At 66.4% G+C, this 25884-nt stretch carries 29 protein-coding genes; 12 read left to right on the top strand and 17 right to left on the bottom strand.

The window, feature by feature from the left end; all coding sequences use genetic code 11:
- Nucleotides 1-18 precede the first annotated feature (18 nt).
- A complete protein-coding gene (locus tag J7I92_RS17755) occupies nucleotides 19-894 on the top strand; it encodes a phosphotransferase (protein ID WP_214842671.1) in 876 nt (291 codons plus the stop codon).
- A 26-nt stretch (nucleotides 895-920) separates the two neighbouring features.
- Here the strand turns inward: J7I92_RS17755 and J7I92_RS17750 are convergent, their stop codons facing one another.
- Together J7I92_RS17750 and J7I92_RS17745 are read right to left on the bottom strand one after the other, a co-directional pair.
- On the bottom strand, nucleotides 921-1370 hold the full coding sequence (locus J7I92_RS17750) for a DUF4190 domain-containing protein (protein ID WP_214842669.1): 450 nt from the start codon (nucleotides 1368-1370) through the stop codon (nucleotides 921-923).
- Between the two features lie 94 nt (nucleotides 1371-1464).
- Nucleotides 1465-2394: an NERD domain-containing protein gene (locus J7I92_RS17745; protein ID WP_214842667.1), complete on the bottom strand. Its 930-nt coding sequence runs from the start codon at nucleotides 2392-2394 to the stop codon at nucleotides 1465-1467.
- Nucleotides 2395-2654: 260 nt separating this feature from the next.
- On the opposite strand from J7I92_RS17745, the gene pgm reads away from it, so the two are divergent.
- Entirely contained in the window at nucleotides 2655-4316 is a 1662-nt protein-coding gene (gene pgm, locus J7I92_RS17740; protein ID WP_214842665.1) for a phosphoglucomutase (alpha-D-glucose-1,6-bisphosphate-dependent), read from the top strand.
- Here pgm and J7I92_RS17735 read toward each other — a convergent pair.
- Both J7I92_RS17735 and J7I92_RS17730 read right to left on the bottom strand, forming a co-directional pair.
- Nucleotides 4306-4818, bottom strand: a complete 513-nt coding sequence (locus J7I92_RS17735; protein WP_214842663.1) for a 2'-5' RNA ligase family protein — start codon at nucleotides 4816-4818, stop codon at nucleotides 4306-4308. The two genes, pgm and J7I92_RS17735, sit on opposite strands and share 11 nt — an antisense overlap.
- 197 nt (nucleotides 4819-5015) lie before the next feature.
- Nucleotides 5016-5621, bottom strand: coding sequence for a malonic semialdehyde reductase (locus tag J7I92_RS17730; protein ID WP_214842661.1), 606 nt, complete (start codon nucleotides 5619-5621; stop codon nucleotides 5016-5018).
- Nucleotides 5622-5856: 235 nt separating this feature from the next.
- Between J7I92_RS17730 and J7I92_RS17725 the strand changes: the two genes are divergently transcribed.
- Nucleotides 5857-7212, top strand: a complete 1356-nt coding sequence (locus J7I92_RS17725; RefSeq protein WP_214842659.1) for a uracil-xanthine permease family protein — start codon at nucleotides 5857-5859, stop codon at nucleotides 7210-7212.
- A 43-nt stretch (nucleotides 7213-7255) separates the two neighbouring features.
- On the opposite strand, the gene J7I92_RS17720 is transcribed toward J7I92_RS17725, so the two are convergent.
- Together J7I92_RS17720 and J7I92_RS17715 are read right to left on the bottom strand one after the other, a co-directional pair.
- Nucleotides 7256-7843, bottom strand: coding sequence for a hypothetical protein (locus J7I92_RS17720; protein WP_214842656.1), 588 nt, complete (start codon nucleotides 7841-7843; stop codon nucleotides 7256-7258).
- Nucleotides 7844-7923: 80 nt separating this feature from the next.
- Nucleotides 7924-8823, bottom strand: a complete 900-nt coding sequence (locus J7I92_RS17715) for an SDR family oxidoreductase (RefSeq protein WP_214842655.1) — start codon at nucleotides 8821-8823, stop codon at nucleotides 7924-7926.
- A 199-nt stretch (nucleotides 8824-9022) separates the two neighbouring features.
- On the opposite strand from J7I92_RS17715, the gene J7I92_RS17710 reads away from it, so the two are divergent.
- Complete coding sequence (locus J7I92_RS17710; protein ID WP_214842653.1) at nucleotides 9023-9514, top strand: DUF6328 family protein; 492 nt, start codon at nucleotides 9023-9025, stop codon at nucleotides 9512-9514.
- 66 nt (nucleotides 9515-9580) lie between these two features.
- Here the strand turns inward: J7I92_RS17710 and J7I92_RS17705 are convergent, their stop codons facing one another.
- From J7I92_RS17705 to J7I92_RS17695, 3 genes are all read right to left on the bottom strand, one after another.
- Nucleotides 9581-10705: a glycerate kinase gene (locus J7I92_RS17705; RefSeq protein WP_214842651.1), complete on the bottom strand. Its 1125-nt coding sequence runs from the start codon at nucleotides 10703-10705 to the stop codon at nucleotides 9581-9583.
- Nucleotides 10706-10800: 95 nt separating this feature from the next.
- Nucleotides 10801-11628, bottom strand: coding sequence for an alpha/beta fold hydrolase (locus J7I92_RS17700; protein ID WP_214842649.1), 828 nt, complete (start codon nucleotides 11626-11628; stop codon nucleotides 10801-10803).
- Nucleotides 11629-11662: 34 nt separating this feature from the next.
- Complete coding sequence (locus tag J7I92_RS17695; RefSeq protein ID WP_214842647.1) at nucleotides 11663-11896, bottom strand: DUF6480 family protein; 234 nt, start codon at nucleotides 11894-11896, stop codon at nucleotides 11663-11665.
- Between the two features lie 183 nt (nucleotides 11897-12079).
- Here J7I92_RS17695 and J7I92_RS17690 point away from each other — a divergent pair, with 183 nt between their 5' ends.
- The 4 genes from J7I92_RS17690 (at nucleotide 12080) to J7I92_RS17675 (ending at nucleotide 14835) form a co-directional block, all read left to right on the top strand.
- The gene (locus J7I92_RS17690; RefSeq protein ID WP_214842646.1) at nucleotides 12080-12850 is read left to right on the top strand and encodes a histidine phosphatase family protein; all 771 of its coding nucleotides are present in this window, start codon (nucleotides 12080-12082) and stop codon (nucleotides 12848-12850) included.
- Nucleotides 12834-13856, top strand: a complete 1023-nt coding sequence (locus tag J7I92_RS17685; protein WP_214842645.1) for an ADP/ATP-dependent (S)-NAD(P)H-hydrate dehydratase — start codon at nucleotides 12834-12836, stop codon at nucleotides 13854-13856. Before J7I92_RS17690 ends, J7I92_RS17685 begins: the two co-directional genes overlap by 17 nt.
- A 141-nt stretch (nucleotides 13857-13997) precedes the next feature.
- Nucleotides 13998-14225, top strand: coding sequence for a hypothetical protein (locus J7I92_RS17680; protein WP_214842644.1), 228 nt, complete (start codon nucleotides 13998-14000; stop codon nucleotides 14223-14225).
- Between the two features lie 181 nt (nucleotides 14226-14406).
- A complete protein-coding gene (locus J7I92_RS17675) occupies nucleotides 14407-14835 on the top strand; it encodes a hypothetical protein (RefSeq protein ID WP_214842643.1) in 429 nt (142 codons plus the stop codon).
- A gap of 23 nt (nucleotides 14836-14858) precedes the next feature.
- Here the strand turns inward: J7I92_RS17675 and J7I92_RS17670 are convergent, their stop codons facing one another.
- Together J7I92_RS17670 and J7I92_RS17665 are read right to left on the bottom strand one after the other, a co-directional pair.
- Nucleotides 14859-15677, bottom strand: a complete 819-nt coding sequence (locus J7I92_RS17670) for a class I SAM-dependent methyltransferase (protein WP_214842642.1) — start codon at nucleotides 15675-15677, stop codon at nucleotides 14859-14861.
- A 57-nt stretch (nucleotides 15678-15734) separates the two neighbouring features.
- On the bottom strand, nucleotides 15735-16106 hold the full coding sequence (locus J7I92_RS17665) for an STAS/SEC14 domain-containing protein (protein WP_214842640.1): 372 nt from the start codon (nucleotides 16104-16106) through the stop codon (nucleotides 15735-15737).
- A 93-nt stretch (nucleotides 16107-16199) separates the two neighbouring features.
- Between J7I92_RS17665 and J7I92_RS17660 the strand changes: the two genes are divergently transcribed.
- Complete coding sequence (locus tag J7I92_RS17660) at nucleotides 16200-17843, top strand: ATP-binding protein (RefSeq protein ID WP_311380410.1); 1644 nt, start codon at nucleotides 16200-16202, stop codon at nucleotides 17841-17843.
- A gap of 50 nt (nucleotides 17844-17893) precedes the next feature.
- On the opposite strand, the gene J7I92_RS17655 is transcribed toward J7I92_RS17660, so the two are convergent.
- Nucleotides 17894-18049, bottom strand: coding sequence for a hypothetical protein (locus J7I92_RS17655; RefSeq protein ID WP_214842636.1), 156 nt, complete (start codon nucleotides 18047-18049; stop codon nucleotides 17894-17896).
- Nucleotides 18050-18193: 144 nt separating this feature from the next.
- Between J7I92_RS17655 and J7I92_RS17650 the strand changes: the two genes are divergently transcribed.
- From J7I92_RS17650 to J7I92_RS17640, 3 genes are all read left to right on the top strand, one after another.
- Nucleotides 18194-19222, top strand: a complete 1029-nt coding sequence (locus J7I92_RS17650) for a hypothetical protein (protein ID WP_214842634.1) — start codon at nucleotides 18194-18196, stop codon at nucleotides 19220-19222.
- Between the two features lie 129 nt (nucleotides 19223-19351).
- Entirely contained in the window at nucleotides 19352-19690 is a 339-nt protein-coding gene (locus J7I92_RS17645; RefSeq protein ID WP_214842632.1) for an STAS/SEC14 domain-containing protein, read from the top strand.
- Nucleotides 19680-21218: a bifunctional diguanylate cyclase/phosphodiesterase gene (locus tag J7I92_RS17640; RefSeq protein WP_214842630.1), complete on the top strand. Its 1539-nt coding sequence runs from the start codon at nucleotides 19680-19682 to the stop codon at nucleotides 21216-21218. Before J7I92_RS17645 ends, J7I92_RS17640 begins: the two co-directional genes overlap by 11 nt.
- Here J7I92_RS17640 and J7I92_RS17635 read toward each other — a convergent pair.
- The 5 genes from J7I92_RS17635 to J7I92_RS17615 all read right to left on the bottom strand — a co-directional run bounded on the left by J7I92_RS17635 (nucleotide 21215) and on the right by J7I92_RS17615 (nucleotide 25865).
- The gene (locus tag J7I92_RS17635) at nucleotides 21215-21997 is read right to left on the bottom strand and encodes a glycerophosphodiester phosphodiesterase (protein ID WP_214842628.1); all 783 of its coding nucleotides are present in this window, start codon (nucleotides 21995-21997) and stop codon (nucleotides 21215-21217) included. The genes J7I92_RS17640 and J7I92_RS17635 overlap by 4 nt on opposite strands.
- Nucleotides 21998-22008: 11 nt before the next feature.
- On the bottom strand, nucleotides 22009-22836 hold the full coding sequence (locus J7I92_RS17630) for an HAD family hydrolase (RefSeq protein ID WP_214842626.1): 828 nt from the start codon (nucleotides 22834-22836) through the stop codon (nucleotides 22009-22011).
- An 85-nt stretch (nucleotides 22837-22921) separates the two neighbouring features.
- Nucleotides 22922-23431: a YbhB/YbcL family Raf kinase inhibitor-like protein gene (locus J7I92_RS17625; RefSeq protein WP_214842624.1), complete on the bottom strand. Its 510-nt coding sequence runs from the start codon at nucleotides 23429-23431 to the stop codon at nucleotides 22922-22924.
- 10 nt (nucleotides 23432-23441) lie between these two features.
- A complete protein-coding gene (locus J7I92_RS17620; protein ID WP_251040099.1) occupies nucleotides 23442-24443 on the bottom strand; it encodes a carbohydrate kinase in 1002 nt (333 codons plus the stop codon).
- A 39-nt stretch (nucleotides 24444-24482) separates the two neighbouring features.
- A complete protein-coding gene (locus J7I92_RS17615) occupies nucleotides 24483-25865 on the bottom strand; it encodes a rhodanese-like domain-containing protein (RefSeq protein ID WP_214842620.1) in 1383 nt (460 codons plus the stop codon).
- Nucleotides 25866-25884: the final 19 nt, after the last annotated feature.

Here is a 25884-nt window from a genome sequence, read left to right as displayed (position 1 = left end):
CCGGCGTACGCTGGCTCGATGAGCAACCACCACCCCCGTCCGGCCGCGCAGGGACCGGTTGAATCCCGTGTCTACCGCCCCGCCGCGGACGAGGCGTCCGACGTCGAACTCATGCCCGCGGGCGATGTCACCGAAGGCGTCGTGCGGGTGGGCGGAACTGTCCGCCGTCCGCACCAGCGGCAGAGTTTCGCGGTGGCGGACTACCTCGACTGGCTGGAAGAGGCCGGATTCGAGGGCTCTCCCCGGTTCCTCGGGCGTGACGGCGAAGGCCGCGACGTCCTCACCTTCGTGCCGGGGACCTGCGCCGGGGCGCTGCCTGAACCCTGGGTCCGGTCGGAGGACCTCCTCGCGTCCGTGGGCCGGCTGGTTCGGCGGCTGCATAAAGCTTCGGCGGGATTCGTCCCGGCGGCATACCCCTTCCCGCCGCGGCCAATTCGGCAGGACACCGTGAAGGGCGACCCAGCAGGGCTGGTCTGCCATCTGGATGTGACGCCGCAGAACGTGGTGGTCCGGAACGGGCTGGCCGCAGGGCTGGTGGACTTCGACCTCGCCGGGCCAAGCACGGCCTTCAAGGACTCCTTCAACACCGCAATGCACTGGGTTCCGCTCAGGGACTCAGTGGACGGATGGCCAGGCTGGGAGGAACTGGATCCGTTCCGGCGGCTCCGGATTTTCGCTGACGCCTACGGCTGGACCCTGGACGAACGACGGCGGCTGCCGCACTTCAGCGCGGACGCCGTCCGTCTGTCGTACGAACGGATGGAGTACAACGCGCAGACGGTGGGAGGCGGTTGGGCCCGCATGTGGGCCGAAGGCGTGGGGGGACTGATCGAACGCCGGGCCGCCTGGCTGGACGAAAACGCCGCCCGCCTGGTCCGCGCGCTGACGCACTGACCCGTGCTGGGCGGGTAGGACGGGGGTCAGTAGTACCCGGCGTTGGCCGCCGAGAAGATGGCCACCACAACGAACGTCAGCACGATGGCCGTCAGCGCCAGGCCCAGGTAGCCGAGGACCAGGCCTGCGATGGCGAGTCCCCTTCCGGCAGGTTCCCGGAGCAGGGCCAGGTGGCCCAGGACCACGGCGGCAATCTGGGGAATAATGAAAAGGCCCAGTCCGATAAACACCGCAATGCCGCAGCACAGGCTGGCGATGCTCAGGCTCTTCGGCTCGGGCGGCATGCCGTAATAGGAGGGCTGCCCGTAAGCGGTTCCGTACGGCGGGGGCTGCTGGCCAGAGGGACCGTAGGGCGGCAGGGGGTGTGATCCCGGCGGCTTTGATCCCTGGGGCGGCGTTCCCTCCGGCGGAATGTACGACGGCGGTTGGTAGCCCTGTGGCGTCCCCTCATCGCCGGGGGCAGGCTGGTTCGTCATGGCAATTCCCCTTCGGAGTGGCTATAACCCAGACTACCAACGGCACCGAAGCTGCGCTCCCGGAATCCTCCGCGTTTCCCCGTGCCGGCAGGCGCTACTGGATCCAGAGCGCCGCGGAGAGGGCGAGGGCCATGATCCCAAGGATCAGCAGGCTCCACAGACCGACCGCCAACCGGCGGCCTTGCCTTCGCGGCGTACCCGGCGTGTGCATAGCGGACAGCCTGCCCGTGCGGTCGGCCGCGGACCCGTGGTAGCGGCTGGGAAGGGGCGGCGGGTACATCGGCCCGTTCCCCGGGTGCCGAAGGTGCTGCGCCTGGTTGTGCTCCGGGTTCCGCGGCAACTTCTGTGCCCGGTGCTGCGACGGGTCATGCATCCGGTTCGGCGCCTGGGTCCCTGGCGGGACGGGCTTGCCCGGAGCGACGGGCCCGTGGTTTTCGACTGCGGGCGACTGCGTCAGCTGTTGTCCCAACTGGGAGTAGAGGCCCACCACCGCCGGTGGATCCAGCACTGCCGGGAGCGCCGCCACCCGCTCAGCAACGAGGTTGATGCCCAGCACTTCGACGCCGGAGCCTGTCACCCCTGCGAAGTCGGGCTGACCGGCCAGACAGATGATGGAGCGGACCAAATGCCGGTGCGGCGGGTCCAGCAGCGCAGCAACAGCAGCCGCCTGGCCCAAGGCACCGTCCACAGCAGGGTTCCGGGTATAGCCGTTCTGCCTGAGCTCGCCGGCCCTCACCTCGACCTTGCCGGACCAGCTCTTGACATCCACCACCACAACGCCGCCCGGTCCCACCAGCACATGGTCAATGTTGGCCAGCGGCCGGCCGGGCCAATGAACGTCATGCAGCAGGAACCAGCCCTGGGTGGTCAGCTGACTGAGCAGGTCGGCGCTGCGTCGCTCCCCGTCCGCGCGTCCGCCCCACGGGTCGCCGGCCCGTTCGGCGTGCTCCAACTGGCGCTTCAACCGCGCGATCCGCTCCGCCGCCAGCCGCGACTGCTCAGACGCGCCGTCGTCTGCTGCCATGGACTGGCCTCCCCTGGGATTCCGCGCAGCTGACGGCGGCCGGGTGCCGCCGTCGTAATTTGTTAGAAAATTAGCAGCAGGGGAACGGCCGGTATATAGGTACTTTCAGCGCCGGTACTCGCTTTTCCGCGGCCGAACTACTGGGCCTCCTAAATGCAAATGGCAATAAATCGGTAAATGCCGGATGAAATTCGGCGTCATAGGGACCGGAATCCGGACAAATCGTGTTGCGCCCTGCTGTCGTCTGGCATGCTGGTGCCATGGCTAGCCGCGCGGGCACAGTTGCCCAACCCCAAGACCTTGTTGACCTCACTGCGCTCCTGGATGCGTACTACGATGTTTCCCCGGATCTCAGCGATCCGGGCCAGCGCGTTGCGTTCGGCACCTCCGGGCACCGGGGGTCAAGCCTGAAGGCTTCGTTCAATGAATCCCACATCGTCGCCATCACCCAGGCCATCGTGGAGTACCGTGCCGGGCAGGGCATCACCGGCCCCCTGTACATGGCCAAGGACACGCACGGCCTCAGCGAACCGGCGCAGAACTCCGCACTCGAGGTACTCGCCGCCAACGGCGTGAACGTCCTGATCGACGCCCGCCACGGCTACACGCCCACGCCGGCGCTGAGCCACGCCATCCTCACGCACAACCGGAACGCCGCTGCGGGCGCGCCCCAGGCTGACGGCATCGTGGTTACTCCCAGCCATAACCCCCCCGGTGACGGCGGCTTCAAGTACAACCCGCCGCACGGCGGCCCCGCCGACACCGACGCCACCGGCTGGATCGCCAACCGGGCCAACGAACTCCTCGAAAACGGGCTCCGCGGGGTCAAGCGCATCCCCGTCGCGGATGCCTTGGCGGCTGATACCACCGGCAAGTTCGACTTCCTCAGCAGCTACGTGGACGACCTCCCGTTTGTACTGGACCTGAACGCCATCCGTGAAGCCGGCGTCCGGATCGGTGCCGACCCCATGGGTGGCGCCTCAGTGGACTACTGGGGCGAGATCGGCGAGCGCCACCACCTGAACCTCACCGTGGTCAACCCCACGGTGGACCCGCAGTGGGCCTTCATGACCCTGGACTGGGACGAGAAGATCCGAATGGACTGCTCCTCGCCGTCGGCGATGGCCTCCCTGATCAACCGGATGTCCGGCGGCGCCAATTTTGATGTCGCCACGGGCAACGACGCCGACGCGGACCGCCACGGCATCGTCACCCCGTTCGTTGACGGGCAGGGCGGGCTGATGAACCCGAACCACTACCTCGCGGTAGCCATCGACTACCTTTACCGCCACCGGACCGGCTGGAACCCGGCGTCGGTGATCGGCAAGACGCTCGTCTCATCCTCGATCATCGACAGGGTGGCCGGGAGCCTGGGCCGGAAGCTGGTTGAAGTGCCGGTTGGCTTCAAATGGTTCGTCCCCGGGCTGCTGTCCGGGGAGGGCGCCTTCGGCGGGGAGGAATCCGCCGGCGCTTCCTTCAACAAGATGGACGGCAGTGTATGGACCACGGACAAGGACGGCATCCTGCTGGCCCTCCTGGCCTCGGAAATCACCGCCGTCACGGGCAAGTCGCCGTCGCAACTCTACAAGGGCCTCACTGACCAGTTCGGAGATCCTGTCTATGCCCGGATCGACGCCGCAGCCACGCGTGAACAGAAGGCGGCGCTCGGCAAGCTTTCGCCGTCCGACGTCACCGCCACCGAACTGGCCGGCGAAACCATCACGGCCAAGCTCACGGAGGCTCCCGGCAACGGCGCCGCGATCGGCGGCCTGAAGGTGGTCACCGAGAACGCCTGGTTTGCCGCGCGCCCGTCGGGCACCGAGGACGTGTACAAGATCTACGCCGAGTCGTTCAAGGGCGCCGATCACCTCAAGCAGGTCCAGGCTGAAGCCAAAGCCCTGGTTGACGGGGTTATTTCGTAAGTTCCCAGAGCCGGAGAACGCTCCGGACGGAATGGTTTCCGTCCGGCGCCATATCCACCAAGGCGACGCGGTCCAGTACGACGGCGTCGCCTTGCTCCACGCGTTTGTCGCCGTGGTGCGACACGTGGGGGCGGTAGTTGTCCAGCGTGTGCTGCGGCGTGGGTACCCGCCCCTGCAGTTCGGCCACCGCCTGCATGAGTGATTCGTGAAGTTCCTGCAGGGTCCGGTCAGGCTCAACGAGGCTGACCGGGGTGGAGCCGAGCCGGCCGAACCCGGCGTCCGCACCGATGGTGAGCCTGGTGCCCAGGGCAGCCTGCACGGGCCGTTCGATGAGGCGGGCAATCCGGTCGGTGAGCTCCGCTTCCCCACCGCCGCCGTCGGACGCCGCAGCCGGCTTCACGTCGAACCTCACCAGGGTGATGTGAAGGGGCCAGTCCTCGCGGGGAAACACGAGCCCATCCGTGACGGGCTCGACAAAGGCCACCAGAATCAAGTTCCGCATAGGGCCAGTGTGCCACTGTGCCCGGCCCACACAGGCGGCCGGGAAATGTAGCCAGAGCGGCAATTTCGACTAAACTGGGAAGTGGCCCCGGATACATGCCGTGCATTTATTTGCAGAAATGTTGTCCAGAGTGCCTCCGGCGTGTCCCCCATCGTGCCGGGGGCCTCTTTGCGCAGATTTCCGGCCCCTTGGCGCTGTTAGACGGTGCGGACCACGTCTTCGTAAGCGAACTTCGGCTTGGCTTCGCCCCAGGCATCCGGACCCGGCTGGCCAATGTTGACCACCAGGAAGCTCTTCTGGTCCCCGGCCGGGAAGAAGGCCGCATCGATGGCCGGGAAATCCGCGCCGGTCATGGGGCCGGCGGCGAGGCCGAGGGAGCGGACCGCCAGAATGAAGTAGCCCGCCTGGAGGTGGGCGTTGTTGTTGCCCGTGCTTGCGGCAAGATCCGGCGCGGCATCGTACATGGCCTTGGGTGCGTTGTAGCCGGGCAGGAAGTTGTCCCACTGCTCCTGCCAGGCGGTGTCGTAGCTGAGGACCGCAACGAGCGGAGCCGACGCCGTCTTGGCGCGGTTGCCGGCCGAAAGGGTCTCCACCAGCTGGGCGCGGGCCTCTTCCGAGCGGACGTAGGTCACGCGCAGCGGCTGGGAGTTGAAGGCTGTGGGCCCGAACTTGGTGAGTTCGTAGATGGCGCGGGCCTGCTCGTCCGTGACCTCCCCGGCAAAGGCGTTGGCCGTGCGGGCTTCGGCGAAAATCGCATCCACTGCGGCTGCGTCGATCACTGCTTCTTCATGTGCGATTGTCATCTGCATCCCTTTGGCTGGGCCCGCACACCGAAGGTGGCCGGCGGTTTCTGCTTTCCATAGTTGCAACTTCAAGCGAATGTTTCCTCTTCCCGTGACCCTGCGTGACCTTCACCACAACCCGCACCACCAACGGCCGCCGCGCCCACGGCACCTGCATAAATGGCCTGCGCGGTAATGTTGCTCCGGAAGATTCCTTCCCCCTCCCTGCCCAAAGTTCAGTGAAAGGCTCCCGGCCATGAGCATGCTTGGTACCAAATGGAAGCTTCACGGCAACGGCAAGTCGGTACGTCCCGGCGAGGTGGTGGCCCCGGGCGAACGGCTCACCTGGCCGCTCACTGTGGGGATTGGAATGCAGCACGTGGTGGCCATGTTCGGCGCCACCTTTCTGGTGCCGATCATCACCGGCATGCCGCCGGCCACCACACTGTTCTTCTCCGGCATCGGGACCCTGCTGTTCCTGGTGATCACGCAGGGCAGGGTGCCCAGTTACCTCGGCTCAAGCTTCGCGTTCATCGCGCCCATCATGACGTCCCAGCAGCAGTTCGGGATCCCCGGCGCGCTGGGCGGCGTAGTGCTCGCCGGCGCCGGGCTGGCCGTCATCGGCGCCGTCGTCCAGAAGTTCGGGGCCGGCTGGATCAACCGGCTGATGCCGCCCATCGTCACGGGCGCCATCGTGGCCCTGATCGGGTTGAACCTCGCCCCGGCAGCGAAGAACAACTTCGACGCAGCCCCCGTCACTGCGCTGGTCACCCTGGTAACCATCATCCTGGTGAGTGTGCTGTTCAAGGGCATCCTGGGCCGCCTCAGCATTCTGGTGGGCGTGGTGGCGGGTTACCTTGTGGCCATGATGCGCGGCGAGGTGAACTTCGCCAAGATGGACGCGGCCGCGTGGGTGGGCCTGCCGCACTTCCAGACGCCGGAATTCCATCTCGGCGTGTTGGGGCTCTTTGTCCCCGTGGTGCTGGTGCTGGCGGCCGAGAATATCGGTCACGTGAAATCCGTCTCCGCCATGACGGGCCAGAACCTCGACGGCGTGTCCGGCCGGGCCCTGATGGCGGACGGCGCCGCCACTGTGCTGGCCGGCGTTGGCGGCGGCTCAGGAACCACCACGTATGCCGAAAACATCGGTGTCATGGCCGCCACGAAGGTCTATTCGACGGCGGCCTACTGGGTTGCCGGGATCTTCGCGATCATCCTGAGCTTCTCGCCCAAGTTCGGCGAACTGATCGCTACCGTTCCCCCGGGCGTGCTGGGCGGCGCTGCCACCATGCTCTACGGCATGATCGGCATCTTCGGCGTCAAGATCTGGGTGCAGAACAAAGTCAACTTCTCCAACCCGGTCAACCTGACCACCGCTGCGGTGTCCCTGATCATCGGCATCGCCGACTACACCTGGACCGCCGGCGAGCTGACCTTCACGGGCATCGCCCTTGGTTCCGCCGCTGCACTGGTGATCTACCACGGGATGACGGCCGTCGCGAAGGCCCGGGGCAGCGTAGCGGAACCGGCGACCGATCAGACGGGCCTGCCCCCGGCCGCCAAGGCTGCAATCAATGCGGCCGCCAAGCGGGCACCGAAAAAACGCGGCTAGCACTTGCCAACGGCCCAGCAGTTAAACGACCTGAGCGTCGTCGCTACCCCGCGTCGAACGTATCGTCGTCGCGGTCCTTGGGGGCCTTGCTGTCCGGCAAGTCCGTGCCGCTGCCGTCCGGAATTCCTGCCGCGTCCTGGTTCGGTTCCGAGGAGAACGGACGCCCGGCGTCGGGATCCTCCGTGTTGGATTCGTCCATTTCGGCTTCCGAGGACGGGACGTCGACGTCGCCGGCGCCTGCAGCGTCCGTCCCTGCCGTGCCCTGCCCTGCTGTGTCCGGCTCTGCCGTGCCCTGCTCTGCCGCATCCGGTTCCGCAGAGTCCTGCTGGAAGCCCGGGGCGCTGCTGTCGGATTCTGCGTTCATCTGGTCCTCCGTTCCCCCGAGCCGTCCGGCTCCGGGTTCGCCTGCACTGTCCTGGTCTTCACTGCCGAACTGGCTAAGGTCCGGAGCGCCGGCCGGGTAGGTTTCGCCGTCGGGACTGTCCTGGCTGAGGCCAGCTGCATCGAAGGCCTCTTCCTCGCGGGGCTGGGCAAATTTCTTGCTATCCGCGCCTCCCATTTCCTGCTCGACCGTCGGGGTGCCGTAACCGCCCTCTTCCTCGATGGGAGCTCCCTGGGTGTCGTTCGTCATGTCATTCCTCCTTGCTAGTCGGGTCTGAATGGAAAGTCTGCGGTTCCCGCCGGCTGGGCTCCGCGGTGGCGTCAACGGGATCAGAGGCCCTTGCCGCCCGTTACCGGAAGCACCGCCCCGGAGATGTAGGAGCCGTGGTCGGATGCCAGCAGGACGTAGGCGGCCGCGAGCTCCGCGGGCTGTCCGGCCCGGCCCAAAGGAGTGTCCTGACCGAACTTCGGCAGCTTTTCCGGCCACTCGGTGGCGGGAATCAGGGGGGTCCAGATGGGGCCGGGGGCAACGGCGTTGACCCGGATCCCCTTGGGACCCAGTTCCTGGGCCAGCGCCTTCGTGAAGGCAACCTGGGCGCCCTTGGTCATGGCGTAGTCAATCAGTCCCGGTGACGGATTGAAGGCCTGGATGGAGGCCGTGGTGATGATCGAGGCGCCTGCCTTCAGGTGCGGCACTGCAGCCCTGGCCGTCCACAGCAGCGAGTACAGGTTGGTCTTAAACACGCGGTCGAATTCCTCGGTGGGAAGCGACTCGAAGCTGTCCCGGTTCTTTTGGTACGCCGCGTTCAGCACCACCACGTCAAGCCGGCCGAACTCCGCCAGCGTGTCCTCCACGATTTTGGTGCTGAACTCTTCCGAGCGGCCGTCCCCGGGCAGCAGAAGCGGACGCTGGCCAGCCTTGCGGATCCACGCCGCGGTGTCCTGGGCGTCTGCTTCCTCCTCTGGCAGGTAGGAAATGGCGACGTCGGCTCCTTCACGGGCGAAAGCGATGGCCACGGCCTTGCCGATGCCCGAGTCTCCGCCGGTTATCAGCGCCGCTTTCCCTGCAAGGGCGTTGCTCCCCGTGTAGCTTTCCTCGCCGTGGTCCGGCTGGGGCTCCATCGGGGCAGTCATCCCGGGCTGTTCCTGCACCTGCTCCGGGAAGGGGCCGTCGTGGTAGCCGCTCCGGGGGTCTTGGGGCTGATCTTGTTTCCTGCCAGGATCACTCATAGTCCACCTCGCTTGCGTGTCGGATTTCCATCGGTTCCGGTGCGCATCCGGCCCTTCGAAACTATCCCAGCCCGATGTCCACGTCCACCGTTTTGGACCAAATACTCAGTAAACTTAGTATTAGTTGAAGTTGTGAGGCTTCAAGCCTAGGTTGGGATTCAGTTGCGCGCGGCGGCGTGCGAGGCCCGGAGGTGAGCCCATGTCGGATCGCGAGGCAGTGATTAATGACGGCAGGAACGAGTCCGTCAACCAACAGATGGACCGTAACTGGGGAGAGCTGCTCCAGGAACTCCGGGTGCTGCAGACTGGCGTGCAGATCCTGGCGGGCTTCCTCCTGACCATCCCTTTCCAGCAGCGGTTCGAGACCCTGGATGAATATCAGGTGGGGCTGTACCTCTCCAACGTGATACTCGCCGCCCTCGTAACAGCGCTCATCCTCCTCCCGGTCAGCGTGCACCGCAGGCTGTTCCGGAAGCAATTGAAGGCAACTCTCGTAGCCAGTGCGGACCGGATAGCGAAAGTGGCTCTGGCCGGCGTCGCGTTGCTGAGCGCAGCGACGGCGTCACTCGTGTTCGACGTGACCGCAGGAAGGGAAGCCGGGCTGCTCGCAGGCGGCGGACTTCTCACCATGATGATCCTGTTGCTCGTCTTCGTTCCCATCTGGCTCCACAAGAGAGCATCGAGGAGGTAGCCGGGCAGAACGGCGTAAGGAAACAGGGGCTTAGGCGAGGGGAAGCGGTGAAACCCCGTCTCCGCGTCAGGCCCCTTCCAGGACCTGGCTGGTGGCCAAGGTGAGGTACTTGGCAGCGTTGGCCACGGCATCGTCGGGGCTGGATGCGACGTCCAGCAGTTGCGCCGCCGCCACCACTCCGTGCTTGGCAAGGTCCTCCGGAGTAACCAGGATGCGGCCAGCCACCACAATGACGGGGATGCCCCGCTCACGTGCCGCGTCCGCCAGGGCAATCGGCGCTTTGCCCTCCAACGACTGCGAATCCATGGAGCCCTCGCCGGTGATCACCAGGTCCGCGTCGGCAAGCTGCGCTGCAAGGCCCGTCAGGCCCGCCACCAAGTCAAAGCCGCCCTCGAGTGTGGCGTTGCTAAAGGCCAGGAACGACGCCGGGAAGCCGCCGGCAGCGCCCGCTCCGGGAACATTGACGTCGCGCTCCGTAGCCTGCATGAGAGCGCGGGCCCAGTTCCTCAGCCCGTCGTCCAGCTGTTCCACAGCGTCTGCATCGGCCCCCTTCTGCGGGCCGAAAACGTGCGCGGCGCCGTTGGGTCCGAACAGCGGGTTCTGAACGTCCACGGCAATCCGGAACTTTACGGCTGCCAGGCGGGGGTCCAGTCCGGAAGCATTCACCGTGACTACATCCCTCAGGGAACCGCCACCCAGGGGAACCACGTTCCCGGCGGTGTCCAGCGGTTTGAGGCCCAGGGCGCGCAAGGCGCCGCTGCCGCCGTCGGTCATGGCGGATCCGCCCACGCCCAGGACGATTTCCGTTGCCCCCGCATCCAGCGCGGCGGCGATCAGCTGGCCGCAGCCATAGCTGTGGGCACGCAGCGCGTTCGCCGGCGTCGGCTCCATGTGTGCCAGTCCGCACGCCTGGGCGGTTTCAATGACGGCGGTTGCACCGCCGAAGGCATCATTGCGGAGGGCCCAGGCCGCACCGATCGGGGCCAGGATGGGGCCGACGACGGCGTTCAGCCGCTCCTCGTAACCGGCGGCCACGGCGGCCTCAAGAGTGCCTTCACCGCCGTCGGCCACCGGGAATTGGGTGGCGACAGCATCCGGATAGACGCGCAATGCCCCCTCGGCGATGGCGCTGGCCGCCTGCGCGGCAGTCAGGGATCCCTTGAACTTGTCCGGAGCGATGAGAATACGCATGGGTCCATCCTGCCAGCATCGGAAGGAAAGCGCTTGCCATTCCGTAATGAAATACGAAATGGCACGTCGCATACCGGGCGGGCACAGGACCAGGACTACACGCCCGGCAGTTTTCCGGCGTTGGTAGAGGCCTCCAGCCCGGCGAAACGCACGATCGCGTCTGAAACCTGCGTGGCCCCGGTGTACTGCGCCACGTGGCCGCATCCGGGGATTTCCACCAACTGCCCGTCGGGCGCCCGGCCCACCAGGATCCGGCACCACTCACCCGACGCGATGGGGTCCGACGCGCCCCGCAGCACCAGGACGGGCCCGCGCCAGTCCCGGATCCGGTCCTCGGTGGGATAGTTCATCATGACCTTCAACTGCTTGAGGTACCAGCCCGGCCAGCACCGCGCGTAATCCGTGAAGACCACCATGTTTGATGCCGGCGTCTCATACAGGAGGGCGTCCTTTGCCAGTCCGAGGGCCTGGCGCAGCACCGTGCGGCGCCGAACATCGACTACGGGTCCCATCAGGACGAGGTGCGGGACCATCTCCGGCCGCTGCAGCGCCGCCTCGAGGACGAACTGGGCGCCCATCGAATGACCGACCAGGACGCGCTGGCCCACGCCCGCTTCGTCCAGGACTTTATGGATGAACGATGCTTGATCTGCCACCGTGAGCTGGCGGTCCGGATGCGGGGTGGAGCCAAAACCGGGCAGGTCAATGGAAACAGTGTCAACGATGGCGGCCAGCTGGTGATGCAGCCGGGACAAGTATCGGTGGGAGACGCCGATGCCGTGGATGAGCACCACCGTCACAGGGGGCCTCGAAGGGACAGGGGGACTCGAAGTTGCGGGCCCGTCCATCGAACCGGCACGCGAAGCGTACATGCGGCCACGAAAGTCCCCGGTCCCTACGTCAGTTGCTGCGGCATCCTTCATCTGCCGAGGATAGCGCGGACCGTGACTCTTTCAGCTATTCCTCGTGGCCTTGGTCCCCGCTCATCGAGTCCTCGGCGGGAGGAGTCTCTCCCGGCGGAACCCCTCCACCGGGCTCCAGTCCGGTGACGTTGCCTTCGAGCGGATCGGGGTTTGGCGTGGCGGCCTGATCCTTACCGCCCGCCGCCTTGCTGCCGGCGGCTTTGACAGCGTCGGGGTCTCCCGGCTTGTCCGGATTCGAAGGATCGCGTTCCGGATGGTAACTGCTCATGGTTGGTCCGTTCTTCCGAGCGAGCGCTTGAAAAGTGCAGCCTCATGGGGTGGCCAGCCTAGCCGCCCCAGGCTGCCGCGACAAGGACGCGGGCCGGTAGTAACGTGGGGGATTCCTGAGCTATCGGCCGCCAACGCGGGCAATGCGGCACCTCAAACGCCCGCCCGGACAAGGGGGTAAGCAATGCGGCGATTCGACGACCGGGATGTTCCCGGTAACGGACTGACTGAACTTTTGCTCGTGCGCCATGGCGAGAGCCAGGGCAACGTGGCCGCCACATTGGCCGGGGATGCGGGAGCCCATGTCATCGAAGTGCCTGCACGGGATGCCGATGTGGAGCTGTCCGCGACAGGGCGTGACCAGGCGCTGGCCCTCGGCCGGCTGCTGGCTGATTTCTCCGAGGAGCAGCGCTCTGCGGCAGTGTGGTGCTCCCCCTACGTGCGCGCCCGCCAGACGGCGGAGCTGGCCGTGGAGACCGGCGGCTGGGCCACGGGCGTCAAGATCGACGAGCGGCTCCGCGACAGGGAACTGGGCATCCTGGACATGCTGACGTCCGCCGGCGTGGAAGCACGGCTGCCCGAGGAAGCGGCACGACGGCGCTGGCTGGGGAAGTTCTACTACCGGCCGCCAGGCGGGGAATCATGGGCCGACGTCGTCCTGCGGCTGCGCTCCCTGCTGGCCGATCTGGAGCGGCAGGCAGGGAACCGGATCATGCTGGTGTGCCACGACGCCCTCATCCTGCTCTTCCGCTACATCCTTGAGGGACTTACGGAGCGGGAGATCCTGGATATCGCGGCCACCTCCACAGTTCTCAATGCCTCCCTGACGCGCTTTGTTCGTCCCGACGGCGCCGGCCCCTGGGTCCTCGAGAGCTTCAATATGGCGGACCATCTGGTCAGCGAAGGTGTTGCGGTGACCGAACATGCAGGAGATGCCAATGTCCACCCCGCGTAGCAGTCCGGCGGCCGTACCCGTAACCCCCACGCTGCTTCGGGACTGGCCCCTTCCAGGCGGCGGCTCCAGCAAGGACGACCGCGGATCGGTGCTGGTCGTCGGCGGGGCCCGCAGGACGCCGGGCGCGGCGCTCCTCGCCGGCACCGCGGCCCTGCGCGCCGGTGCGGGCCGGCTGACACTGGCAGTGGCGGGTTCGACGGCGGTCCAGGTGGCGGTGGCGCTGCCGGAATCGGGCGTCGTTGGCCTGGCCGAAACGGAGAGCGGAGCCGTCAGCGGAGCCGGGGCGTCGGCCCTGGTCCACGAGTTGGAGAAGTCCGCGGCAGTGCTGGTAGGCCCGGGGCTGGACGACCTGGACGAAGCAGAGGCGTTACTCAAGGAACTGCTCCGACTGGCCGCCGGCAACAGCGGTGACGGCAACAGCGGCGACGGCGACAGCGGCGACGGCGACAAGGACAGCTCCGGCGGTCAACCGGCGATGGTCCTGGACGCGTACGCCCTGGGATGCCTCCCGAAGCTCCAGGACGAGCTGGGCCCCTGGGCCGGGCGCATGATCCTGACCCCCAACGTCACCGAATGCGGGATCCTGCTGGGGCGCGACATCAAGGAACTCCACGACGACGTGCGGGAGGTTGCGGAGCGCTACAAAGCGGTGGTGAGCTGCCAGGGCTTCATCGCCACGCCGTCCAGCGAGGACGAGGGAGGACCGGGCGGATCCGAAAGCCCTTCCGGAACCGGAGGACGTGCCGGAGGACCTGCCGGAGCCAAGCTCTGGGAAATCACCACGGGGTACGGCGGCCTGGGCACGTCCGGAAGCGGCGACATCCTGGCCGGCGCCATCGCGGGGCTTCGCGCGCGGGGCACCCCGGATGCGCAGGCCGCCTGCTGGGGCACCCACCTCCACGCCGCCGCCGGGGACCGGTTGGCGAGCCGGCTCGGCAGCCTCGGCTACCTGGCGCGCGAACTGGCCGACGAACTGCCTCCGCTCATGATGGAGCTGGGCAGCTGACGGACCTGGAAAGCAGACCCGGTCCGTCCCACGGCGCACGGGCTCCGCAGGTGCTCGGAACCCTTGCGGGTGCTGCAGCGCGGTGCCAAGCTGGGAGCGGGGCCAACCCTGCGAACCGGGAACTAATCGGAGGTTATTGTCATGGCAAATTTCCTGGACCGCGTCATGCGGAAGTTCATGAAACACATCGATGTGGAACCGAACAAGCCGGAGAGCGAGGTCCGGCAGAACGCGCAGGCAGCCGGCCCCGAGACCACACGTGCGGCAGGCTTCCACAACCGCACACCCGGAAATACGGCCCCGCGGCTCCAGGGCAGGGCCCGCCACGCGCACAGTAAGTTTTCGGGCCTGTTCCACCGGGGACACTGACCGGCCAGCCCGTACGAGGGCCGGTCAATGCGACGGCCTCTGGCCAGATGACGCTGGTGTATCACCCCGGGGCTAATACCTCTGGACTAATTGTAAGCATGCTGATAAATCTGGAATAACGATCAGTACGCTCGGGCTTGCGCGAGTGGAAAGAGCCGCGCGGAAAGAGAGGAGCACGTCGATGGGAATCGGAGACAGCATCGAGGAAGCCGCCAAGAATGCCATGGAGGACCTTGCGGGGACTGCACCCAAGAGCGACGATGCCCACACGCCGGATCCTGGCGATCCGAAGGAGGACATCCGGGTCCACTCCTCCATTAGCGAGGGCTCCAATGCCACGGACCCGGTTGATCCGGTCGAGAACCCGCCGGGAACCGCTCCCGAGCGGCCACAGACCAGGCCCGACGACACTCCGCCGCTGGACGCTCCGGCCGGATCGCCGGCGCCGGGCGAAAGTCCCGCCCCCCAGCGCGATGACGCCGGCCAACGCGATGCGGCAGCTCAGCATGTGCCGGGACCTGCGGGCCTTCCCGACTCCGACCCCGGCGAGCTCCGGGCGGATCCTTCCGAGGCAGGCGGCGACCCGACCACCAGCACGGGCCGCGGCTGAGGGCTCACGGTCCGCCTGCCTAGTCAGCCTGCCTGGTCCCGGGCTTTCAGCACCGCGAAATAGCCCGGGATGAGATCGGCCCGTGTGGGGTGCGACAAGGGCACTGTTTCGAGGGTGGTGGGCCCGTCCTCGATCAGCTCCCAACGGGTGGCGGGAAAGGCCAGGGTCCGCTCCTTCGGGCCGAAGCGTCCGGGCATGGGCAGCCCTTGGATTGCGTTTTCGAGCGGCGCGGGGATGGACCGGAAGGTGGCGCCAAGATGCGCCACATAGTCGAGGGCGTTTCCTTGGAAGTCGGTCTCGGCCAGGAACACGCGTCCGTTGGCGCCGGTGATGGCCCGGACGTTTTCGGCCAGCGCGCGCCGGTCGCGTTCCCCCAGGACGTGCAACACGCCGCGGATGAAAACATTCGCCCCGCCTCCCGCGCCCAGTACGGGGAGCTCATCCATCAGTCCGGCACCTGCACCCTGGGCCGTCATGTCACGAACGGTGTAGGAGACGTTAGCCAGTCCGGCAGACTCGGTCCGGGCGCGCTGCACTGCGTGGAGGGATACATCCACTCCCACGGCATGCGGGAAGTGCCCGGCGAGCTGGCGCGTGAAGCTGCCGTTTCCGCAGCCGATGTCCACCACGGGCAGGCCTGCGTCCAGATGCTGGCGGAGCCTGTGCACGTACCCCTTCATCTCCCGGTCGCTGCCGGAGTCCCACAGTACGTCTCCCTCAGCTCCGGTCGCCTTTACCGTGGACCAGAACTTGTCCCAGGCCACGCGCTGGTCACGGGGTGCCCCTGCTGACAAGCGAACCAGCTTGGGGATCATCAGATATTTCTTGAGGGCGGACAGCATTGTCCAAATATAAGGGCATCGCAGCGAACACCCGGGTAATGGCGAACACCCGGAAAATCAGGTCAAGGCAAGCCACGCCAGGGCATCAGGCTCAGATATGAAGAACTTCGTGGGGCATGGCACCGCGCTGATCCCCAGGAAGAAGTTGGCCAGGACGCGATCAACCGGCGAGGTCCCCAGCAAAGCGATCCGGGAGGCCTGGCAACGGCGGCCGAACACGGCGCGCGCGCCGCGGCTCACTTCGGCCGCTGTGGCCATGTCCACCAGCATCGGGTGCCGGTCATCGCCGCACAGTTCGTTTACCCTGAGCATCGCCCGCTCTGCATCCGCGGTGGTTATCACAGCACCCCGGGGCCACGTCAGCCGCAGCATTCCATCGGCTCCCAGGGTCAAGCCCGCTTCCACGCCCGCCTCGCGATTTTCGGACATGTTCACCCGTCCTCCCCCCCAAGGTTAGCCCGCACGGGATGCGTGCTACTCATGTCACCCTACAATGTACTCAACCGGGACCGAAGGGGGAACGTGGTAATTCAATCGGCGGAGAAATCGCTCCTACCACGCACGGCCATCGTGGCGGATCCGGACGGCAGGCGCCTGGCGGCCATCGCCGATGTCCTGGCGGCCGCGGGCTTCCAAGTGGCCACGGCGTCCAGCCATGAACGTCTGGCCGGGCTGATGGAAAGCCATACTCCCAGTGTCGTCGTTGCGGATCATTCATTTGCCAGCCTGCCCGTGGCCGCACCCCTGCTTCTCCTGATCGACCTGACTGACGAAGCGGAGGCTGAAAGCGTCCGGACGCTGGGTATGGCCGACTACATCGTCAAGCCCCCCGCGCCGGCCGAACTTGTCCACCGGGCAGATTCCCTCATCTGCCGGGCGGAACAGCGCTCAGAGGCACGGCAGAGCGCCGAACGCCTGCGCGAAAGGCTCCGCGAAGTCTCCGCCGCCATCCGCGCGACCCACGACCCCCACCTCATTGCGGATCACGTGGTGAAGGGGTTCGGGGAGACGTTCAGCGCAGACCGTGTCCTGTTCACCACGTTCGACGACGATCGCGTGCCCGGGATTGCCGCCCAGTGGCACCGCCCCGGCCTTGACCCGGTCCCGGACGGGCTGGGCAGCCATGAATTCGGGGCGCACCGCGTTGCGGACAGGCTGTGGGCGGACGCCGAAGTGCTCGCAGTTGACGACCACCATTTGCACGAATGGTCCGCTGAGGACCGGGAACTGGCCGAATGGGCTGAACCCATGGGCCCGTGGGCCTCCGCGTTCGTTCCAGTCGGCGAGGGAAAGTCTGCCCTTGGCGCCATCTGGATTGCACAGCTGGACGGACCGCGGGTCTGGACACGCACCGAGATCTCACTGATCCAGCACGTCGCCGGCAACGTTGCCTACGGGCTGATCCAAAGCCACTTGATGATCGCGCAGCAACAGGTGGTCAAGCAGCTGCGGCAGCTTGACCAGGCGAAGACCGACTTCCTGGCCACCGTTAACCATGAGCTGCGGACGCCACTGACGTCAATCTCCGCCTACCTGGACATGATCCAGGACGGCATGGGTGGGCCGGTGCCGCCGGAGGTGGCCCGCATGCTGGACATCATCGTCAGGAACTCCGAGCGGCTTCGCCGGCTGATCGAGGACATGCTCACCGTGACGCGGCAGGATTATGAGGGCGCCAACCTGCATCTGGCCCCTGTCCGGCTGGCTCACACACTGCACATCGTGACAGTGGCGTTGCGTCCGCTTGCAGAGCTGGGTGATGTCTCCATCGTGCTGGAGCTCGGCGATGCCGATCCGGTGATCATTGCTGATGAAGTCCAGCTGGAGCAGGTATTTACGAACCTGGTTTCAAATGCGATTAAATTCACGCCACGTAAAGGCAGGATTATTGTCAGCTGCCGTTTTGACGCAATGACGGATGGGGAACCAGGCGTGAATGTGGATGTGCGTGACACCGGGGTTGGAATCCCGGACGAAGAAATCCCCCACCTCTTTACCCGCTTTTTCCGGGCGTCAAACGCTACGTCCACTGCAGTCCCGGGCAGCGGCCTGGGGCTCGCCATTGCACACGACATCGTCAAGGCCCATTGCGGGTACCTGGCGGTCAATTCCGAGCTTGGCGCAGGCACCACGATCACTGTTCAGCTGCCCGTTTCCGGCCCTTAAACAGAGCTGCCCCCGGACGCAGTCCGGGGGCAGGCTTGGCGCGGTGGAGCTTAGTCTGGCCACCAGCCGATTTGTGCCTGGTTGGTGGGCGCCTTGCTTGACGTGCTGACGGTGGTATCCGACTTTGGAGCGGCCGTGGCGGGCGCAGCGAAACCTGCGACAGCCAGGACGCCGGTGAGCAAGAATGTAGCGGCAATTTTCTTCATCCCGCGGGTCCTTTCAATCAATTAGGCGCGAAATCTCATTACAAGCGCTAGTATACGGCCACGAGATCAATTTCAACTCCAGTAACAGCGGGAAACTTTAGCCCCAGTGACGTGTGCTGATGCGTTCCGGGGGATAATTGAAAAATGCCGATTCCCGGGAAATTGTTACAGCATGTAGTCGCGGCCCTCCAGGCCCGGGACAGCTGGAAAAGCCGCGAGTATGCAAAGGCCCGCGACGAGGCGCGCAAAGCAGCGGAACTGGCTCTCCTCGAGGGGGACCAGACCGCCTGGTGGAACATGACGCTTTTCCAGGCCGAATGCCTTAAGGACCAGGGCCTCATCCAGGAATGTATGGAGCTGACCGCATACCTCGCCAGCCACCCGCTTTCGACGGCGGAACCCGCACTGGGCGCACGGGCCTTCATCCTCCTGGCACTTTCCCAGCAGGGGCTGGGGCGGCTCCCCGACGCCGCCCGCGCTGCGACGTCCGCCGCCCGCCTGGTTGCCGGCAACCCCGAATACGTCTATCTCCACGTCCAGGCGCAGCGGGCGCTCATCGCGGCCCTCGCCGAAAGCCGCCGGCTTGATGAAGCCTGGGAGGAATGCCTCCTTCTTGAAGGCCTGCTGACGGAGCTCGTGGACGAGGACACCGCCGGCAAGGCCTACTGGGTGATAGGCAACGTCGCCTTCCTCACCGGCCGGGTGAAAGACGGCGGCCGGTACCACGACATGGCAGCGGAGAGCCTGTCGCCGTCCAAGGATGTGGACCTCTGGGCCAGGTTCAACCGGGCGTCTGCCGTGATGCGACTGGAGGCCGAACTGACTGAACCGGCAACGCTCCGCTGCATCGAACGGGCCGAACTGGCCACCGAGGTGGTTGGCGGCAGCGACCGCGACCTCCTCGAGATGTCCTTCGTCAGGGCACATTGGCATTACCTGACCGGCGACATGGCCACGGCCATCAGCATGCTCAGGCCGTTGTGCACGAAGGCCGGAATTTTGGCTGCCCAGACGGCCGGTGAGGCATCATTCCTGCTGGGTAAGTCCCTTCTTGCCAACGGTGAACACGACGAAGCAATGCAGCGGCTGGAAGAAGCGGCCGCGCTCTTTGACAACGCGGCCGCCTCCGAACGGAGTGCCCAGGTCCGCGAGTTTGCGGCCGGTGCAAGGTAACAGGCTCCGGGCGCGGCCTGACGGTGTATTTTTAGTCACACAGCCTCGGCGGACGTTGGGTGCTGTTAGAGAGGCCAAACGGCTCCTCTTATATAGTTGGGGGAAATGATGTCCAGGCCGCTTGGATTGATGCAGGAACAAATCGTCAGGATCGTGCTGCCCCGGGACCAGCATCTGGATGAACGTTCCGCGCAGCGGCTGGCTGCCCACCTTCAGGCCCCCCGCTCCGGCTCGCCCATTGCCGTGTTGATGGATGTGACGGACGTTGCGTCCGTAAGCCGGGCAGCGAGGACTGTTTTCAGCAACGTGAGCACAGTTGCCGCCTGGGCACTGTTGGGCAGGACCCCCGTGGACCGGATCCTGGCCCACTTCATCCTTGGCGGAGACTTCAAGTCCGGACCCGCGAGTTACTTTACGTCCGAACCTGAGGCCGTCGAATGGCTGAAGGAAAACGCCCATGTTCACTGACGGTGATCCGCGCCTGGGCAAGCTGCTGGATGGGATTGTCCGCCTTGCCGCCGGCGAGCTCCACTCAAGGATCGAAGTATCCCCCGCCAGGGATGAGCTGGATGCCGTCATTATGGGCACCAACCTCCTCGCCGAAGACCTGCAGATCATGTACCAGGAACTGGAGCAACGGGTGGAACTGCGCACCAGGCTGCTCAACGAAGCACATCTTGAAATGCAGAAGATGGCGCTGACGGACTCCCTGACGGGCCTTGCGAACCGCACAGCGCTGGTCCATGCCCTGAACGACGCCCTCGCCGAGGCGGAGCAGGGCGGGCTGCCACCCGCCATCCTCCTGCTGGACCTGGATGCCTTCAAAGGTATCAACGACACCCTCGGCCACGCCGCCGGGGACCAGGTGCTGGCGGCAGTCGGGGCCCGCATCATGGACTCGGTCCGGGAAACAGACACCGTGGCCCGGCTGGGCGGCGATGAGTTCGCCGTCCTGATGCCGGCCACCACCTTGACCCGTGCCGCGGGAGTGGGTAACCGCGTCCTCGCCTCACTGGAGGGCCCGGTCGAGCTGGAGAACGATTCCGTCCAGTGCGGTGCCAGCATGGGGCTCTGCGTCGGCGGAGCCGGACAGAGCGCGGAGCAACTGCTGATGGAAGCCGACGTGGCCATGTACGCGTCCAAGGCCGCCGGCCGCAACAGGCTCAAGGTGTTCGAACCGACAATGCTGCATGCCCGCCAGCTGCGCAGCCAGCTCATTGAGGACCTGCGGACAGCCATCTCCGCGTCCGAGTTCGTGCTGTACTACCAGCCTGTGGTTGAGCTGGCTACTGGCAGGATCGAGGGCGCGGAAGCCCTGGTCCGCTGGAAGCATCCTGCCCGCGGAATGGTGATGCCGGATGAATTCATTCCGCTCGCTGAAGAAGCCGGCCTCATATCCGAGCTGGGCGGCTGGGTCCTCCGAGCCGCCGTCGGACAGCTCCGCGATTGGCGGGCGGAGTCCCGGGCAGGCGACGACTTTTCCATGCGCATCAACATCTCGCCCACGGACCTGCAACGCCTTGAGTTCATCGAAGAGGTCCGGGACGCCCTGAGCGGCGCCGGGCTCGGCCCGGAACTGCTGGTCCTCGAGCTGACGGAAGGCGCAATCGTCAGCGGCAACGAGCTGGACCGGTACTCCCTGAACAGTCTGCGGAAGCTGGGGGTGGGACTGGAAATCGACGACTTCGGCACGGGCTACTCCTCCATCAGCTACCTGCGCAGGCTTCCCGTGGACAAGGTCAAAGTGGACCGATCCCTGCTTAAGGACCTGGGAACGGACCCGGCCCAGCCGGCCCTGATCGCCGCGATTCTCCAGCTGATCCGCGCCTGCGGGCTCGAAGCTGTCTGGGAAGGTGTTGAGACCGCTGAACAGGCGCAGCACCTGGCCAGCATTGGTTGCGTCAGCGCGCAGGGGTATTACTTCGGGCGTCCCGTCCCGGCCGACGAGTTCGCCGCCGTCCTGGACGCGCAGCAGGCATCACACCACAGCAGCTAGTCCCACTGCCCCCGGTCCTGAAGTACCTTCTTGAGAAGGTCCGCCCGGTCCGTGACAATGCCGTCAACGCCAAGGTCCAGGAGCCGGTGCATTTCCCCCGGATCGTTGATGGTCCACACGTGGACTTGGAGGCCATGCCGGTGGGCGCGGCGGATGAAGCCAGGCGTCACCACCCGGACGGCACCGTAGCTGACCGGCACCTGCAGAGCCTGTATGTCCCGCAGCGCCCATTGGAGCAGCGGCGCCGGAAGCACCGGACCCAGCACCGTGAAGACCGCGTTGGACACAATGCCTGCCGATGCCGCCACCGGCCGGCTCAGCCGTTTGAGGACGGCCCGCCGCCGCCAGTCCGAGAAACTGGCAATCAGCACCTGGTCGTGAACGCCGTGCTTCTCAATCGCGGCGGCGAGGCTCGATACCGAATTCCAGTCCTTAACGTCCAGGTTCAGCCGCACGCCGGGGAATGCCCGCACCATCTCCGCGAAGAGAGGGATGTGCTCCACTCCCCCGATCCTCGCCTGGGCCACGATTCGGGCGGGAAGCCTGGAAATGCGGCCGTGCCCGTCGGTGACCCGGTCCAGGGAGTCGTCATGGAACACCAGCAGCACCCCGTCGGCAGTGGTGTGGACATCCGTCTCCAGGTACCGGTAACCGAGGTCGACGGCGGCGCGGAACGCCGGCATCGAATTCTCCAGCCCGTCCGGTGAGAATCCGCGGTGGGCCATCGCAATCCGTGCCGAGGCGCTGCCGGCGGCGAAGAAGGGCCGGAGCTCAGCCATTCCAGCGTGCCCTAGAGGGGTTTGACGGGATTGACTCGGACGTCGGCCAGTTTGCTTTCGAGGATCTGGGCCACGCCGTCGTCGTCAAAATGCGGGGCCTGCTGCCCGGCGGCACGGATGGCCTCCGGGTGGCCGCTGGCCATGGCGTAGCCGTCGCCGGCCCAGCGCAGCATTTCAATGTCGTTGGGCATGTCCCCGAAAGCCACCACGTCAGCGGCGTCAATTCCCAGCGTTGCTGCGTATTCGGCCAGGGTCACGGCCTTGTTGATGCCCGGGACGGCAAGCTCCAGCATGGCCACGGTGGGTGCCGAGTGGGTGGCCGAAACGAGGTGTGAGACGGCGGGTGACACCTCGGCAAGGAAATCGTCGGCGGTGCCTTCGCGGACAATTGCCAGGAACTTGACCACGGCGTCGTCGGCCGTGAGCGTGCTGGCCAGCGGCGCGGGCGTGAACTCGGAGAGCAATTCGCTGGAGTCGTTTTCGATGAAGCCCGGTTCGAGGTGGAAGCCGGTGAGCGTTTCCGCGGCGAACAAGGCGGAGGGCCGCAGCTGCTTGATGAGGCGGCGCGTTTCGAAAACCGCATCCAGGGTAAGGGTCCGCGCCGAGACGAGGCGGCCTTCCTCCAGGTCCCAGACAACGGCGCCGTTCGAGCAGATCACGGTCCCGGTGTGCCCCAGCTGCTCCTCCAGGGGGTGCAGCCAGCGGGGCGGGCGTCCGGTCACGAAGACCAGTTCGACGCCGGCGTCGCGGCAGGCGTGGAAGGCGCGGATGGTACGGTCACTGATCTTGCCGTCATGCCCGAGGATCGTTCCGTCAATGTCACTTGCTACCAGCCGCATACTCCCCAGTCTACGTTGGGCGCGCAGGCGCACCGGCCCAAGCGCACCGGGCGAGAGCATCGGCCCGGCGCACTGGCCGAAGCGTTCAGCGCTCGAAGATGCCCGTCAGCGTGCCTCGTCCCAGCACGTGCGGGCTCAGCTTCGCTTCCAGCTTGGCGGGGCTGAACCCGGCGTCCAGTCCCAGGCTCTCGACATCGAGGGCGTAGACCGTGACCACGTAGCGGTGGGGTCCGTGCCCGGGCGGCGGTGCTGCCCCCAGGTAGCCGTGGAAGCCGCCGTCGTTCTTCAACTGCAACGCGCCGGCTGGAAGGTGCGCGCCGTCCTCGCCGCCTGCGCCCGCGGGAAGCGACGTTACGCCTGCCGGAATGTCCAGCACTGCCCAGTGCCAGAAGCCGCCGCGGCCCGGGGCGTCCGGATCGAACATCGTGATCGCATAGCCCTTGGTGCCGGCCGGGGCGCCGTTCCAGCTCAGTTGCGGCGATTCGTCTTTGCCGCCCGCACGCATCTTGCCGCTGAGCTGGGCGGGCGGCAGGGCTTGGCCGTCCTGGAAGGAATCGCTGCTGAGGTGCAAGGAAGAGGAATCGTGCGGGGACATCTGCTGCCTTTCAGTTAGTGGCGGAGTCTGCGTTCCTAAGGTCATCTTCGGCGAGTCCGGCACCGCGCGCCAGGCTTCCGAGTTCGAAGTGGTTGAGCTCGGCCCTGGTGGGCGGGTTCGCCCCGGGACGGGATACGGTTACGGCTGCCGCCCACGCGGCGTGGGCCAGCAGTTCACGGAGCGTTTCGGCCGGCATCTCGCGCAGCTCCTTCCGGTTCTGCGCACCGTCCAGGCCCCGGTCCACCAGTCCGGAAATCAGCGCCGCCATGAAGGAATCGCCGGCGCCAACTGTGTCCGCGACCTCGACTGTGGGCGCGGCGAACTCGGCTTCACCGGCAGCGGTGATGCCCCAGGGGCCGGCCGCGCCCCGGGTGACCACCACGGCTGCGGGGCCTCCCGGACCCCCAAGGGAAAGCCACCGCCGGGCCGAATCCTGGACGTCCACGCCGGGGTAGAGCCACTCGAGGTCTTCGTCGGAGGCCTTCACGACGTCCGCGAGCGCGACGAACTTCTCCGCCTGCCGGCGGGCGTGGTCCACGTCGGTGATGATGCTGGGCCGGCAGTTGGGGTCGAAGCTGATGATGGCGGACGGGCGGGCATGCTCGACGGCGGCCAGCACGTCGGCGGCGCCCGGTGCCAGCATGGTGGCAATGGAACCGGTGTGCACCAGGGTTGTGCCCTGCAGCATGAACGGCAGCCGGGCCGCAAGGCCGGGCAGCTCCCAGGTGAGGTCGAACGTGTAGGTGGCGGCGCCGTCGTCGTCGATCAAGGCGGTGGCCACACTGGTTGGCAGGGCATCCGGGCCCTGGGGCACCATCACGGAACTGGACTTCAGGTGGGCGGCCACGGATTCCCCGTAGGCGTCGCGCCCGAACCTGCCGATGAACTGCACCGGGTGGTCCAGCCGGGCCAGTCCCACTGCCACATTGAGCGGGCTGCCGCCCACGTGGGCCTCGATTCCCGAGGAGCGTTGGACAACGTCAACCAGGCCTTCGCCAATAACTGTGAGCATGCTCATACTCTGCCAGAGAACACCGCCGGGCGCTCCCGGTCAGGCTGAAGGATCCTTGTCCAGGGGAACTCCGGGCTCCAGGGGAACTCCGGCCGGCTCGGCGTCGCCGAACCTCGCGTCCACGTGGACCACGTCCCGCCCCGCCCGCTGCAGCAGGCTCGCCGCGACTGCGGCCCGGTAGCCGGTGGCGCAGTGGACCCACAGTTTCCCGGCAGGCACGTCGTCCAGCCGGGCCAGCAGCTGATGCACCGGGACGTTGACGGCTCCGGCCACGTGGGACGCCGCGAACTCGTCCGCTCGGCGCACGTCAAGGACCGTGTCAGCGCCGGAGCGGGCGGCCAGCAGGCCGTCCCAGCCGACGCGCGGATAGGAGGCGACGGCGGCATCCGGCGCCAGCACCTTCGGTTCGGTTCCGACGGCGGCATCCGGCGAATCGATGCCAATGCGGGAGAGGTCGCGGATGGCTTTCTCAACATCCTCGCGCGAGCCCGCCAGGGTGAGCTTTTCATTCCATGGCAGGACCCAGCCCAGGTACGTGGTGAAGTTCGAGCCGCGGCCGTATTCGAAGCTGACGCTGCCTTTGAGGTGGCTGCTGGCGAAGGCTACGCGGCGGCGGAGGTCGATCACCCATCCGCCGGCCTCAAGGCGCCGGGTGAGTTCTGCGGGGTCCACCGACTCAGGGACAGCGAGGTCTGCCGGCCCCGGGCCTTTGGCGTTCCGGGCGCCCATGTGTGCGTAGTAGGACGGATACGCGGACAGGTTGGCGATGAGTTCCTGGACGAAGTGGTCCTCGTCCGGATCGATCAGGGCGTGGTTTGCGGTGAGCTGCTCGCCGACTGTGGAAGAGCGGGCGCCCGTGGCGGGACCTGAGGAGCAGAACGATCCGAAGCCGTGGGTGGGGAAGAGCGCTGCGTCGTGCCGGGCTTCGGCCACGAGCCGGCGGACGGAGGCATACTGGTCACGGGCCAGGCCCACGGTGTCGGACTCGGACACGAGGTCCGTCCGACCTACTGAACCGTAGAGCAGGCTGCCGCCGGAGAAGACGGCCTGCTCTACGCCGTCGTCCACGATGAAGGACAGGTGGGTGTGGGTGTGGCCGGGGGTGGCGATGGCCCTGACTGTCAGGGATCCCACACTGACCGTTTGGCCGTCGGTGATGGCGGTGCGTTCAAACTCGACCGTGTCCGCGGCATTCACCAGGTAAGTGGCGCCATGGGCTCTGGCCAGTTCCAGGCCGCCGCTGAGGTAGTCGTTGTGCAGGTGCGTCTCCGCAATATGGGTGATGGTCACGCCTGCTTCGCGGGCGGCGGCTTCCACACGGTCGGTGTCCCGCTGCGGATCGATGACGAGGCCCGCCTTGCCGTCGTGCACCAAATAGCTACGGTCCCCCAGCTGAGGGGTATCGACGACGACGACGTCCATGCCTTCCTCCTCGCCGGGC

This window comes from Arthrobacter sp. ISL-72, assembly GCF_018613755.1.
Classification (GTDB): Bacteria; Actinomycetota; Actinomycetes; order Actinomycetales; family Micrococcaceae; genus Arthrobacter.
This window is presented reverse-complemented; position numbering and strand designations above follow the sequence as displayed.